At 48.8% G+C, this 13,547-nt stretch carries 12 protein-coding genes; 8 read left to right on the forward strand and 4 right to left on the reverse strand.

The features are described from left to right. From MHN01_RS05525 to phoU, 4 genes are all read left to right on the forward strand, one after another. Window positions 1-930 (forward strand): ABC transporter permease subunit (locus tag MHN01_RS05525; RefSeq protein WP_239410400.1); only part of this gene is annotated, 930 nt, incomplete at its 5' end. 45 nt (window positions 931-975) lie between these two features. Further along, window positions 976-2,589, forward strand: coding sequence for a phosphate ABC transporter permease PstA (gene pstA, locus MHN01_RS05530; RefSeq protein WP_239410401.1), 1,614 nt, complete (start codon window positions 976-978; stop codon window positions 2,587-2,589). 19 nt (window positions 2,590-2,608) lie between these two features. Next, window positions 2,609-3,427: a phosphate ABC transporter ATP-binding protein PstB gene (gene pstB, locus MHN01_RS05535; protein WP_239410402.1), complete on the forward strand. Its 819-nt coding sequence runs from the start codon at window positions 2,609-2,611 to the stop codon at window positions 3,425-3,427. A gap of 11 nt (window positions 3,428-3,438) precedes the next feature. Then, window positions 3,439-4,149: a phosphate signaling complex protein PhoU gene (gene phoU, locus MHN01_RS05540; RefSeq protein ID WP_075763621.1), complete on the forward strand. Its 711-nt coding sequence runs from the start codon at window positions 3,439-3,441 to the stop codon at window positions 4,147-4,149. Window positions 4,150-4,259: 110 nt separating this feature from the next. Here the strand turns inward: phoU and ppk2 are convergent, their stop codons facing one another. Then, window positions 4,260-5,063, reverse strand: a complete 804-nt coding sequence (ppk2, locus tag MHN01_RS05545) for a polyphosphate kinase 2 (RefSeq protein ID WP_239410403.1) — start codon at window positions 5,061-5,063, stop codon at window positions 4,260-4,262. Window positions 5,064-5,337: 274 nt separating this feature from the next. On the opposite strand from ppk2, the gene MHN01_RS05550 reads away from it, so the two are divergent. Then, window positions 5,338-6,822 carry an alpha/beta hydrolase gene (locus MHN01_RS05550; RefSeq protein WP_239410404.1) on the forward strand — a complete coding sequence of 495 codons (1,485 nt, stop codon included), beginning with the start codon at window positions 5,338-5,340 and terminating at the stop codon, window positions 6,820-6,822. Between the two features lie 60 nt (window positions 6,823-6,882). Here the strand turns inward: MHN01_RS05550 and MHN01_RS05555 are convergent, their stop codons facing one another. Both MHN01_RS05555 and MHN01_RS05560 read right to left on the reverse strand, forming a co-directional pair. Further along, on the reverse strand, window positions 6,883-7,626 hold the full coding sequence (locus MHN01_RS05555; protein ID WP_239410405.1) for a copper homeostasis protein CutC: 744 nt from the start codon (window positions 7,624-7,626) through the stop codon (window positions 6,883-6,885). A 247-nt stretch (window positions 7,627-7,873) separates the two neighbouring features. After that, entirely contained in the window at window positions 7,874-8,482 is a 609-nt protein-coding gene (locus MHN01_RS05560) for a peroxiredoxin C (protein ID WP_075763625.1), read from the reverse strand. Window positions 8,483-8,613: 131 nt separating this feature from the next. On the opposite strand from MHN01_RS05560, the gene MHN01_RS05565 reads away from it, so the two are divergent. The 3 genes from MHN01_RS05565 to aceA all read left to right on the forward strand — a co-directional run bounded on the left by MHN01_RS05565 (window position 8,614) and on the right by aceA (window position 13,161). After that, window positions 8,614-9,510 (forward strand): hydrogen peroxide-inducible genes activator, encoded by an 897-nt coding sequence (locus MHN01_RS05565; RefSeq protein WP_075763626.1) that lies wholly within the window; start codon window positions 8,614-8,616, stop codon window positions 9,508-9,510. A 601-nt stretch (window positions 9,511-10,111) separates the two neighbouring features. Next, window positions 10,112-11,725: a malate synthase A gene (aceB, locus tag MHN01_RS05570; RefSeq protein WP_239410406.1), complete on the forward strand. Its 1,614-nt coding sequence runs from the start codon at window positions 10,112-10,114 to the stop codon at window positions 11,723-11,725. 131 nt (window positions 11,726-11,856) lie between these two features. Beyond that, a complete protein-coding gene (gene aceA, locus MHN01_RS05575; RefSeq protein WP_239410407.1) occupies window positions 11,857-13,161 on the forward strand; it encodes an isocitrate lyase in 1,305 nt (434 codons plus the stop codon). 148 nt (window positions 13,162-13,309) lie between these two features. On the opposite strand, the gene MHN01_RS05580 is transcribed toward aceA, so the two are convergent. Then, a partial coding sequence (locus MHN01_RS05580; protein ID WP_239410408.1) for an ACP phosphodiesterase occupies window positions 13,310-13,547 on the reverse strand: 238 nt, incomplete at its 5' end.

A 13,547-nucleotide genomic window follows, 5' to 3' on the forward strand; every position in this document is an offset into this window, starting at 1 on the left:
CTCAGTTTGGTGCCTGTCGTATTCGGTACCCTAAAAGCAGCCGTCTATGCGATGTTCTTTGCTATTCCGATGGCTTTGGCCGGGGCAATTTATACCGCTTATTTCATGTCTTCCAAAATGCGCCGGGTGATCAAGCCGACGGTTGAGATTATGGAAGCATTGCCGACAGTGATCCTGGGCTTTCTGGCCGGTATTTGGCTGGCCCCTATCGTTGAAGAGTACCTGCCCGGCATTGCAATGATCATTGTGGCCTTTCCCTTGATGATGATGCTGGTCGGGATCGGCTGGTCCTTGCTTCCGGGGCCGTGGCGTCACCGTTTGCCAAATGGACTGCATATCATATTGCTGATGCCGATGATTGTGCTGTTGGTTTATGTGTGCCTGGAAGTTAGCCCCTATGTTGAGCAGTGGCTGTTTGAAGGTGATATGCGTATGTACCTGACTAACGAGTGGGGCATAGGTTATGACCAGCGTAATACGCTTGTCGTGGGTATTGCGATGGGCTTTGCGGTGATCCCGACAATATTTACGATTGCCGAAGATGCGATTTTCTCGGTACCGGGGCATTTAACCAGCGGTTCTTTGGCGCTGGGCGCGACACATTGGCAGACATTGACCCGTGTTGTGTTGCTAACGGCTAGTCCGGGCATCTTCTCCGCCATCATGATGGGCCTTGGACGGGCAGTCGGTGAAACCATGATTGTGCTGATGGCAACCGGGAATACGCCAATCATGGACTGGAACATATTGGAAGGTTTGCGGACGTTGTCGGCAACCATTGCGATTGAGATGCCAGAGACCGAGGTAGGCAGTTCGCATTATCGGGTATTGTTCCTGGCTGCCTTTGTGCTGTTTGTGTTTACCTTCATTTTCAACACGATTGCAGAACTGGTCCGTCAGCGGCTTCGCGAAAAATACAGCTCGCTATAATGTGAGCACTCGCTAACAGATAAATAATATGAAACATACTAAGTGATGGGTAATTGGTTTAAATCGGGTTCTCCATGGATATGGCTGACGGCTGGTGCAGTTAGCCTGAGCTTGGTTGCCGTATTGGGGTTGCTGCTGTTGATAGGCTGGAAGGGGCTGAGCTACTTCTGGCCGGCGCCCGTGTACCAGTTTGATGTTGATATCAACGGCAACAAGCAGGCGATTATCGGTGAGATTTATGAAACTAAATCTGTTTCGGTACGTCAGTTGGCCGAAGCCGGTGTGGATGTCTCGGCCATCGAAGGGGATCGGGTTTTTCGTTACCTGATCAAGACCGGTAACCGTGAGCGGGTTGAACTCGATTTTATTACCCTGCTAGAGACGCAGATTACCAGCCAGACGCTAGCCGATAATATTGCCGTTATCGACCGGATCAAAAACGGCAAGTTTTATGGCTATCCGGTTAGTTTTATCGATGATGGCCAGAGCAAGTCGCTTGGAGAGTTAGAGCAAGGGCTACTGGATGCTGATCGGGTTCGTAGTGAAATTGACTCACTACTGAAAACGGATGTAGCGGCCATTAACCACCAGCTTGATCAACTGCGTCAGCAAGAACGTCGACAGGGTAAGCAGCCAGCTATTACGGCTCAGCGGCTTCAGCTGGAGCAGCGCTATGCTGATATAGAGCTGCGAATGATGGCACTGCGCAAGCTGCTGGACAAAGATGCGCTGCTGGTGCGCGATATGGCCGGTACCATGGTGAAACTGCCTCTCGAACAAGTGCTGGATATCTGGTACCCGAACAACTTAACGACAATAGAAAAAGTGGCCCACTGGGGACGTCAGGTTGGCAAATTTGTCAGCGAGGATCCCCGAGAGGCCAATACCGAGGGCGGGGTGTTCCCGGCGATTTTCGGCACTGTGTTTATGGTGCTGTTGATGAGTGTTATTGTCACCCCGTTAGGGGTTATGGCTGCAATTTACTTGCATGAGTACGCAGGGAAAAACCGGTTTACCAAGCTAATCAGGGTAGCCGTTATCAACCTGGCTGGTGTGCCGTCTATTGTCTACGGTGTATTTGGTCTGGGCTTTTTTGTTTATATGGTTGGTGGAACGATTGACGAAATCTTTTTCTCTGATCAGTTGCCGGCTCCCACTTTCGGTACACCGGGTATTTTATGGTCGGCCTTAACACTGGCTATTCTGACGCTACCTGTAGTGATTGTCTCGACGGAAGAAGGCTTGGCACGGATCCCGAATTCGGTGCGTCATGGTTCGCTGGCACTGGGAGCCACCCAGGCTGAAACCCTATGGCGAATCGTGTTACCGATGGCGAGCCCGGCTATAATGACAGGGCTTATTCTGGCGGTTGCCAGAGCCGCGGGTGAAGTGGCTCCTTTGATGTTGGTCGGGGTCGTCAAAATGGCACCGACGTTACCGGTTGATAACCTTTTTCCCTATTTGCATCTGGATCGCAAGTTTATGCACCTTGGCTATCATATCTATGATGTCGGCTTTCAAAGTCCCAATGTCGAAGCAGCCCGGCCCTTGGTGTATGCCACCTCGTTTTTGTTGGTGACGGTGATTGTAGGGTTAAACCTGACGGCGATTGGTATTCGAAACCACTTACGGGAAAAGTACCGCTCTTTGGAACAATAACGGGGATACAGTAACTTACATGTTTTCAATTAACTCGACCATGGGGCTGTTTCGGCCTCAAGATTTAACCAAGTTACCCGAAGAGAAAACGGCCATGTCGATTGAGGGGCTCGATCTGCATTATGGCAAGCAACAGGCTCTGTATAATATCAATATGCGGATAGCCAAGGGACAGGTTACTTCGTTTATCGGTCCGTCCGGTTGCGGCAAGTCGACCTTGCTGCGTTGTATCAACCGGATGAACGAGTTGGTTGAGGGCTGCATCGTCGAAGGCAAAATCATGCTACACGGGCAGAACATCTATGACAGCAAGGTGGATGTAGCCTCTTTGCGCCGTCGGGTCGGTATGGTATTTCAGCGGCCGAACCCGTTTCCTAAATCCATCTATGAGAATGTGATTTATGGCTTGCGCCTCCAGGGGATCAAAGAGCGCCGTGTGCTTGATGATGCCGTCGAAAACTCCCTGCGTGGTGCGGCCTTGTGGGATGAGGTCAAAGACCGCCTCCATGAAAATGCCTTCGGGCTCTCGGGGGGCCAGCAGCAGCGCCTGGTGATAGCCCGGGCGATAGCGATTGAACCAGAGGTATTGCTGCTGGATGAACCAACCTCGGCTCTGGATCCGATCTCGACCCTGACAATCGAAGAGCTGATCAATGAGCTCAAGACCAAGTACACGGTGATAATTGTTACCCATAACATGCAGCAGGCCGCGCGGGTGTCAGATAACACGGCATTTATGCATATGGGCGAGCTGGTGGAATATGCCAATACCAATGACATTTTCACCACGCCCAAAGAGAAACGAACAGAAGACTATATTACTGGTCGATACGGTTAAGGAAACAAACCATGTTGGATAATCTAAGTCTTGGCCGTCATATTTCCGGCCAGTTTAATGCGGAGCTGGAAAGCATCCGTACGCATGTGCTGGCAATGGGGGGCTTGGTCGAGCAGCAACTGGCCGATGCACTCAAGGCGATGCACAAGCAGGATGCCGAACTGGCCAAGCGGGTGATCAAAGATGATCACAAGGTCAACGCGATGGAAGTGGCGATTGATGAAGCCTGTACCCGGATCATTGCCAAGCGCCAGCCGACAGCCAGTGATCTGCGGCTGGTGATTGCGATCATCAAGACCATTACCGATCTGGAGCGGATCGGTGATGTTGCAGAAAGCATCGCCAAGGTGGCATTGGAGAACTTCACCAACAAGCAATATAACTTGCTGGTATCACTCGAAGCGCTGGGGCAGCATGCCGTCAGGATGCTGCACGAGGTGCTGGATGCCTTCGCCCGAATGGATGTTAAGGCGGCTATCGAGGTCTATCAGGAGGATGACCGGATTGACCGCGAATACGAAGCCATTATTCGTCAGCTTATGACTTATATGATGGAAGACCCACGTTCTATCCCGAATGTACTGCAGGTGATGTGGTCAGCCCGTTCCATCGAACGGGTCGGTGACCGATGCCAGAATATTTGTGAATACATTATCTACTTTGTCAAAGGTAAGGATATCCGCCATACCAGCCAGGAAGAGATTGAGAGTATTTTGAAGTAGCGCTTCTTCGTGCGCTCTCGAACTGTAAGTGTTAGCTCTGTAATCTTCTGGTAATTCTCTATTGGTAAATGACTCTCCGACTTTGAAGTTGAGCCGGAGAGATAAGCGATTTAGTCTTTGCTGAACAGATTCGGCACAAAGGTTTGGCTGTCTGCCGGTGCCCTGACATAGCCTTCCTTGTTGACATCGGGGAGATCGATATGGGGGTAGTGGATCTCTTCATAGGGAATGTGGGACAGTAAATGGGAGATACAGTTGATGCGGGCTTTCTTCTTGTCATCGGCATCGACCACCCACCACGGACACTGTTTGGTATCGGTATAGGCAAACATACGGTCTTTGGCCGCCGAGTATTCAGCCCAGCGGTTGCGGGATTCAAGATCCATCGGGCTGAACTTCCAACGTTTTATTGGCGTATGTATACGCTCAAGGAAGCGGGCCTCTTGTTCTTCGTCTGATACCGAGAACCAGTATTTCAGCAAAATGATCCCCGAGCGCTGCAGCATGCGCTCAAACTCCGGGCATGAACGGAGAAACTCCTCGTATTCATTGTCGGTGCAAAAGCCCATTACTTTTTCGACTCCGGCGCGGTTATACCAGCTGCGATCAAACAGAACCATTTCTCCGGCTGAAGGCAGGTGGGCAACATAACGCTGAAAGTACCACTGGGTTTTCTCTTTTTCGGTAGGTGCCGGTAAGGCTACAATGCGACAAACCCGCGGGTTGAGCTTTTCGGTGATCCGCTTAATGACGCCGCCTTTCCCTGCCGCATCTCGGCCTTCAAAAATAACCACCACCTTTAAACCACTGTGCTTTATCCATTCTTGCAATTTAACGAGCTCAACCTGTAAGCGTTTTAGCTCATCTTCATAGTCTTTCTTCTTGAGCTTTTTGACGGTTTTGTCAGAGGTCATTTCGCACTCCGTTTGCTGGTGACTGTATGGTTTTACTTCCTTAAGAATAATCCTGAATTATGAACATGACGAATGAACTTGTTTGCAGTTGCTAGTTTGCTCTGGTCTTGTTGAGTGAAATGTGATCAAAGGAAGAAATATTACGATTGATCTATTTTCGGTTGGGATGTGCTGGTTGGATGTCATTGATATTTATATTTAATTGTGTTCATATTCGGCGTATGAAATATAAACGTTTCAATTAATTGATTAGAAAAATAAAAAAGGAATAAAGATGTACAGGAAAACGCTAGGGTTATTGGTTAGTCTTTCGTTAGTTGGATGTGGTGGTGGCGGAGGGGACAGCCAGTTTGCTAAGGATAACTACCCGACACAGGCTTGCCCTTCTAATATGACTTGCGGCTTTATGAAAGCACCAAAAGATTATAATAATCCGAATGGTGAGCAGGTTGATATTTATTATGGTGTACATAAAGCCAATGATCCTGCCAATCGAATCGGTGCGCTATTGCTTAATTTCGGAGGCCCGAGTGCGGAGGCGGTAAGTGGGGCTGGGTACATGGTTGAGAAGGAATTGCCAAAGGAAATCCTGGATCGCTTTGATATTGTTGGCATGGATCCTCGCGGCACCGGCCAGAGTGTTTTTGCCAAAGAGTTAACTGACTGTGCCGTTGCGCAAAGCAATAAACAGGGCGATTGTTCTGCTACTTATTCTCAAGTTGCGCCATTTTTAGGTAGTAACACTGTTGTGAAAGATATGGATATGCTGCGGAACCTGCTAGGCGATGAAAAGCTGACGTTCCTGGGTTATTCATACGGTACTCGGCTTGGTTCACTGTATGCGCATACTTTCCCCGATAAGGTGCGTGCTATTGTGCTTGATTCATCAATGTCGCCATTGGATGATAACTACATCGAAATGCGGGTTGATAATACGGCTGGCTATGGAAAGGCTGCTGATTACCGTTTAGGGCATGACTTCGCACTCAGTAGCCGCTATCAGACTATCGTTGATAGCCTCTTTGCTAACTCAACGTACTCAGCCAATGATGTGGATCTAACGCTAGCAGAAGGGAGCTTTACACTTGGCTTGACAGTAGCTCGGGAAACATCGGGGGACTGGCAAAAAATAAAGCCCGGACTAATGACGTTATTGGTTCAAGACAGTGCCGCGCCGATAAAAAAAGCGTTATCGGATAATGATGATTGGCCATTTGTTTCACACCTCTCAACATCACCTGATGATCTTCGTGGTAGTGCGTTATTTAAGGCCGTGGTTTGTACTGATGAGAGTTCTCCTCTAACAACTAATGAGATAGTTAACTCAAAAGATCGCTATATTCTAGCTTCAGCGCTTTATGGTCTGAACACATACTACTCTACAGCGGGTATGTGCATTGATTGGCCAGCCAAACGAGATCCTATTGCAACTGTTTCAAATATGGAATCAGCGCTTGGAGGTCAGCAGATCCTTATCATTGGTGGTCAATATGATCCGGCTACTCCGTATAGCTGGGCTGAGGAGATGGTTGATGCTTTTGGTAATTCGGCATCACTGATTACCGTTGATAATTATGTTGATCATGGTTTCAGCTACAGCAATATTAGCTGTGTTGACCAAAAGACAACTGCTTATCTGCTGGATCCGGACACCAAGATTTCTGATGAGACATGTGATGCAAGCGCACTTTCACAGAATAAGTCATTTATGATTGCTCCTGACACTTCGCATCCTGCCAAAGATGTTATTGGTTGGTAATTAAAGCGGATAACAAGTTAGTCAAACAGCCTGCCTTAGCGCAGGCTGTTTACATTGCAGTTATTTTTTTAGAGAGCGAATGACTGCCGCAATTTTTTCTGCGGAGGTAACGGGGATTGTAAAGTCATCGACACTGCTGCTGCCCATATGTGCCTGATTCACATATTGAAGCATCTGGCTTGGACGGGTATTTTTCCCTGATAGGTGTATTTCCTTTACCCCACTTTTTCGAACAATCTCGGCAACATTGTCTGACGTGATACCGGCCCCCGCCATAATACTGAGATTGGAGCCACAGTAGTCGACCATCTGAGCCATCATGTCTACCCCGTCTCTGGCATTGGCCTGCAAACCGGAGGTAAGTACTCGCTCGCAGCCTGCGCTCATGATGCTATCGAGGGCGGTCATCGGGTCAATGCACTGGTCAATAGCACGGTGGAAGGTCACTCCCAACCCGCCGGCTTCTTTTATCAAACTGCGCAAGCAGTCTTCGTCCACCAGGCTGTGGGCATCGAGCACACCGACGACTACGCCTTGTAAGCCAGCTTGCTTGGCGGCATGAATGTCTGCCAGCATGATTTCTATATCATCACTCGAAAATAAAAAATCCCCCTGGCGTGGCCGAATCATGGCATAGACGGGAATAGAGGCGTGCCAGGCTGCTTGTTTCATAAAGCCGATACTTGGAGTTAGACCACCAAGTGCAAGAGACGAGCAGAGCTCGATACGTGTTGCGCCGCCTTGCTGGGCGTAATGCAGCGACTCGATATTATCGATACAAACTTCTAGGTGTTGAATTTTCATGACGGTTAATCAGGGCTGTAGATGATGGAAGCAGTGTAGTGGATCTTTGTTTGCCAGAGGATTAATTAGATCAAGAATAATTAGAGATGCGAGATGCGAGATGCGAGATGCGAGATGCGAGATGCGAGAAATAAAAAGGGCCCGGTGTATCCGGGCCTCATTGTTTTTTTGCCGTTAGGCTGACTTTGGCTTTACGCTATTGCGTTTGTTGCCTAATTAACACCGTGAGCATGGTGTTAATGGGTAATTACTTACCTAGGTCTGCAGTGTGCTCAGATAGGTAGTCAGCAACACCTTTTGGCGATGCATCCATACCAGCTTTGCCTTCTTCCCACTGCGCCGGGCAAACTTCACCGTTCTTCTGGTGGAAGTTTAGTGCGTCAACCATGCGTAGCATTTCATCGATGTTACGGCCTAGTGGTAGGTCGTTAACTACTTGGTGACGTACAAGACCATCTTCGTCGATTAGGAAAGAACCGCGGAAAGCAACACCTGCTTCTGGGTGCTCTACATCGTACGCTTTGCAGATTTCGTGCTTAACGTCAGCGATTAGAGGGTACTTAACCTGACCGATACCGCCGTCTTCAACAGCAGTGTTACGCCATGCATTGTGAGAGAACTGAGAATCGATAGAAACACCGATTACTTCAACGCCTTTTGCCTGGAAATCTTCGAAACGCTTGTCGAAAGCGATTAGCTCAGATGGGCAAACGAAAGTGAAGTCTAGTGGGTAGAAGAAAACTACCGCTTTTTTACCTTTAGTAAACTCTGCAAAGTTGAAGTTATCAACGATTTCGCCGTTACCTAGAACAGCTGCAGCAGTAAAATCTGGTGCTTGACGACCTACTAGTACCATTATGGTGCTCCTGAAATATTCGGTTGTTGCCGACCTTCTTGGTTGGCTCCGTGTTTGGACGAGACAAACTATAACTAAACTGTTAGATTGGAAAAAGCGGAATAAATAGATTGATGTAATCGAAAAATGCGATGAATAAATTTCCTTCTCTCAAGCAGCTACATTACTTAGTTACTTTATTTGAAACTCGTCACTTTGGTGAAGCCGCCAAGAAGTGCTTTGTCAGTCAATCAACATTGAGCTCGGGAGTTCAGAACCTTGAGGAACTCATAGGTTGCCAGCTTATCGAGCGTGATAACAAGTCACTGGTGTTTACCTCTATGGGGGAAGACGTAGTGATCCGAAGCCGGGAACTGCTTGCCCGCAGCCAGGATTTGATGGAGCTGTCAAATTGTACCGGTGACGGTATGGACGGTCAGTTGCGGGTCGGCTGTATTCCCACTATTGCTCCTTTTTTATTGTGTGATCTTGTCCAGGAGGTGAACCGCCTGCATCCAAGCCTTAACCTATTGTTGCGTGAAGATACGACCACCAACCTGCTGGCTGCCCTCCGCAATGGCGAGATGGACGTATTGATACTAGCGCTGCCGGTTGAAATCAACGGAATGCACAGCCAGACAGTGGGACGTGATGCCTTCAAGATGGTTATCAGCAAGAATCAGGCAGAGCAGGTTAATGTGCCGTTACGCTATGCGGACTTACCGGATGAGTCGGTATTTTTGCTAGAGAAAGAGCACTGCCTGACTGAGCACGCAGTTTCTGCCTGTAAGCTGACTAGTAAGGAGAAGATAAATCCGTTTACGGCCACTAGTCTACATACCTTAGTTCAAATGGTTGCGAATGGATTGGGTACGACCTTCATTCCACAGATGGCCATCGATCATGGGATTTTGGATAATCAGAACCTGGTGATCATTGAACCGCCTGGTCAGGAGGCTTACCGTGAAATCGGCCTTGTCTGGCGTCCTACCTCGAGTCGCAGTCGTACCTTCCATCGACTTGCCGAGATTGTTGAGGGGCTTTTGTAGCCTCGCCGACAATGTGCTGGCAGATTTTTCGTTCTGTCAGCACTTTATTCTAAGTCCAGCACTTCCGGCGATATATTTAAATTCCATTTTTTTCTTTATAAACAAGGCTTTTTGTAGGTTTATTCTGTTTCGTTTTGCGAATAAATGAAATTGATTGATTACGCAACTATTCCAGCAATGTATAAAAATGGTTTCACACTGTCGAATAACTGGTTGTTATTTAATCGATAGTAGCCCGTGTTTAGCTCATTGCCACGTTTGAAACGCCTTTTTATACAGAGGTTTGAATTGGCTTGTTCTGTAACTAAATTACGTAACTGGTTACATTTTGCTGTCAATTTGTCTTTCCTGCCAAAAACCGAGTATTTCCCTGAAAATTGTTTTAATTCAGTGTTTTGAGTTATTGCTCTATTTTATCTAAGTTATTGATTTTAAATAATTAGATGGTGATTGGTCTTTGGCCTAACAAACAGGGTTATTTGCAATTGCCAATTTGTTGCGGCAACGTAAATAAAGCGTTAAGACAACCGGTGTCAGAATAACCCTGATACTGACTGCTGATAAAAGTGGTGATTAAGTTACAGCTGCAAGGGAGCGAAAAATGACGGATACACAAACGCCACCTAACCATGAAGTAAAGCTATCTCTGCAAACGCTATTAACTGAGCAGCAGAAAGAGATTTTAAGTGAAGATGCCTTTCAGTTCGTGGAGCGATTGGTGCAGCGCTTTGCGTCACGTATCCCGGAGCTGATGGCTGCCCGAGAGCGTCGTCAGCTAGCTATAGATGCTGGCGGCTTACCGGACTTTCTTGAAGATACTGCTGATATTCGTGCTGGGAATTGGATTATTCGTAATATCCCGGACGATCTCCAGGATCGCCGGGTTGAAATTACCGGGCCGGTTGAACGCAAGATGGTGATCAATGCTCTCAATGCCAATGTCAAAGTGTTCATGGCTGACTTTGAAGACTCGTTTGCACCGGCCTGGGATGAAGTATTGGAGGGCCAGCGAAACTTGCGTGATGCCGTTAATGGCACGATTGCCTACACCAATCCGGAAACAGGGAAGGAGTATCAGCTAAATGATAATCCAGCTGTTTTGATTTGCCGGGTTCGAGGCCTGCACCTGCCGGAGAAGCATCTGTTGTGGCAGGGCGAACCAATTCCCGGATCTTTATTTGATTTTGCCTTGTACTTTTACCATAACTACAAGCAGTTATTGGCAAAAGGCAGCGGCCCTTACTTTTATCTTCCCAAGCTGCAGGCTTACCAGGAGGCTGCGTGGTGGAGCGATGTATTTAGCTTTACCGAAGATGAATTTGGTTTGCCGCGAGGGACGATAAAAGCCACGGTTCTGATAGAAACGCTGCCGGCGGTATTTGAGATGGATGAGATCCTCTACAGCCTGAAAGATCATATTGTCGGTCTGAATTGCGGGCGCTGGGACTATATCTTTAGCTATATCAAAACACTGCGAAACCACCCAGATCGGATTTTGCCGGACCGTCAGGTGGTGACGATGGAGAAACCGTTTCTGAACGCATACTCCCGGTTGCTGGTTCGTACCTGTCACCGCCGAGGCGCGTTTGCAATGGGAGGAATGGCCGCCTTTATCCCGTCGAAAGATCCGGAGCGCAATGAATGGGTGCTCAACAAGATCCAGACAGACAAGGCGCTGGAAGCCAATAACGGCCATGACGGAACCTGGGTAGCCCATCCCGGCCTGGCAGATACGGCCCGTGCTATTTTCGATGACACATTGGGTACAAGGCAAAACCAGCTGGATGTCAGTCGCGAAGACGATGCGCCGATTACTGCTGAGGAGTTACTGGAACCGTGTGATGGAGACCGGACTGATGAGGGCATGCGCCATAACATTCGAGTCGCGGTGCAATACATTGAAGCCTGGATTTCCGGCAACGGCTGCGTGCCAATTTATGGTCTGATGGAAGATGCTGCCACGGCAGAAATCTCTCGGGCGTCGATTTGGCAGTGGATCAAGCACGGTAAGGCATTGAGCAATGGGGAAGTGGTTACCAAGTCCTTATTTGAGCAGATGCTAAGCGAAGAAATGGTCGTGCTCGAACAGGAGTTGGGCACTGACATATTCAATCAGGGGCAATACCAGGAAGCGGCGATGTTGATGTCGCAGCTAACGACCAGTGACGAGCTCGTGAACTTCCTGACCTTGCCCGGTTATGAGTATCTGAAGTAGCAGAATGACAGTAAAAAACGGGCAACTGCTTGTTGTGTTGTTGGCAGTGCCTGAACAAGCCTGAGAAAAGAAGTCTACCGATAACGAAAACGTTAAACGGATTATCGCCAAATGAAACGAGGGACATCATTATGACATTGACTCGCCAGCAACAAATTGAAGCTATTGAAAAAGATTGGGCTGAGAATCCACGTTGGAAAAACGTAAAACGTACTTATACGGCCGAAGAGGTGATTAACCTTCGTGGTTCTTTTGCACCGGCCAACACAATCGCTCAGCGCGGCGCTGACAAGCTTTGGGATCTGGTCAATGGCTCGGCGAAGAAAGGATATGTAAATTGCCTGGGGGCGCTGACCGGCGGTCAGGCGGTCCAGCAGGCGAAAGCCGGTATAGAGGCCATTTATCTGTCAGGGTGGCAGGTCGCTGCCGATAACAATACTGCATCGACTATGTACCCAGATCAGTCTTTATATCCGGTTGACTCGGTGCCGGCAGTGGTGAAACGCATCAACAATTCCTTCCGCCGTGCTGACCAGATCCAGTGGTCGAACGGTGGTAGCCCGGAAGAGGGGATTGATTACTTCTTGCCGATTGTTGCCGATGCCGAGGCCGGTTTTGGTGGCGTTCTCAATGCCTACGAGCTGATGCGCAATATGATTGATGCTGGTGCAGCAGGGGTTCACTTCGAAGATCAACTGGCATCGGTGAAGAAATGTGGTCATATGGGCGGCAAGGTGCTGGTGCCTACCCAGGAGGCGGTACAGAAACTCGTGGCAGCCCGCTTGGCGGCGGATGTGGCAGGCACGACCACGCTGGTTATTGCCCGAACTGATGCCAATGCGGCTGACTTGCTGACCTCGGACTGTGACCCGTATGATAAGGACTTTATTGAAGGCGAGCGTACCGCTGAAGGTTTCTACCGGGTTCGCGCCGGTATTGACCAGGCGATTGCTCGTGGCCTGGCCTATGCACCGTATGCAGATTTGATCTGGTGTGAAACGGCAACGCCTTGTCTCGAAGAGGCGCGCAAGTTCGCCGAAGCGATTCATGAGCAGTACCCGGATCAGTTGCTTGCCTACAACTGCTCGCCATCGTTTAACTGGGAGAAAAACCTTGACGCTGAAACTATCGCCAAGTTCCAGCAGGAACTGGCTGATATGGGCTACAAGTACCAGTTTATTACGCTGGCCGGCATCCATAACATGTGGTTCAACATGTTCGAGCTGGCTCACGACTATGCCCAGGGTGAAGGCATGCGTCACTATGTCGAGAAAGTACAGCGTCCTGAGTTCGAGGCGGCCGAGAAGGGCTATACCTTCGTTGCTCACCAGCAGGAGGTCGGTACTGGCTATTTCGACAAGATGACCAATACCATTCAGGGAGGTCAGTCTTCCGTGACGGCGCTGACAGGGTCGACAGAGGAAGATCAGTTCTAAATTAGCTTTATCCTAGCAACTCGTTGTTATTTGGGGTTATCCGTAGCGTTTGCTACAGAGATTGATGTGACACATAACAATAGAAAGACCTCTTCTTATGTTATGACCTCAGGAGCGCTTTGGCGCTCCTTTTTTTATCTGATGGGGATTATTGCTGCGAACGGTAATTGTGTGTCGCCCGGATCACTTGCGGATAAATGGCATGGAATTGCTGCTCAAGGGTGTCGTAATGCCTGTCTATCAGCACTGGGCAATTCGCCAACTGGTGCAGTTTGGGGCGCCGGAGAGCCATTCGTTCCAGTGCTGTAGTGATTGTTTCTTGGTTCTGGTATTGCAGCAACCACTGTTGTTGCCACATGCGTGACATGGTCAGTCGATAGTTGTCG

The organism is Photobacterium sp. OFAV2-7 (assembly GCF_022347985.1).
Lineage (GTDB): Bacteria > Pseudomonadota > Gammaproteobacteria > Enterobacterales > Vibrionaceae > Photobacterium.

Bases quoted from the DNA above. Each gene is read 5' to 3' on its own strand.
- pstA (WP_239410401.1), top strand. From the start codon at position 976: ATGGGTAATTGGTTTAAATCGGGTTCTCCATGGATATGGCTGACGGCT.
- pstB (WP_239410402.1), top strand. From the start codon at position 2,609: ATGTTTTCAATTAACTCGACCATGGGGCTGTTTCGGCCTCAAGATTTA.
- phoU (WP_075763621.1), top strand. From the start codon at position 3,439: ATGTTGGATAATCTAAGTCTTGGCCGTCATATTTCCGGCCAGTTTAAT.
- ppk2 (WP_239410403.1), bottom strand. From the start codon at position 5,063: ATGACCTCTGACAAAACCGTCAAAAAGCTCAAGAAGAAAGACTATGAA.
- MHN01_RS05550 (WP_239410404.1), top strand. From the start codon at position 5,338: ATGTACAGGAAAACGCTAGGGTTATTGGTTAGTCTTTCGTTAGTTGGA.
- MHN01_RS05555 (WP_239410405.1), bottom strand. From the start codon at position 7,626: ATGAAAATTCAACACCTAGAAGTTTGTATCGATAATATCGAGTCGCTG.
- MHN01_RS05560 (WP_075763625.1), bottom strand. From the start codon at position 8,482: ATGGTACTAGTAGGTCGTCAAGCACCAGATTTTACTGCTGCAGCTGTT.
- MHN01_RS05565 (WP_075763626.1), top strand. From the start codon at position 8,614: ATGAATAAATTTCCTTCTCTCAAGCAGCTACATTACTTAGTTACTTTA.
- aceB (WP_239410406.1), top strand. From the start codon at position 10,112: ATGACGGATACACAAACGCCACCTAACCATGAAGTAAAGCTATCTCTG.
- aceA (WP_239410407.1), top strand. From the start codon at position 11,857: ATGACATTGACTCGCCAGCAACAAATTGAAGCTATTGAAAAAGATTGG.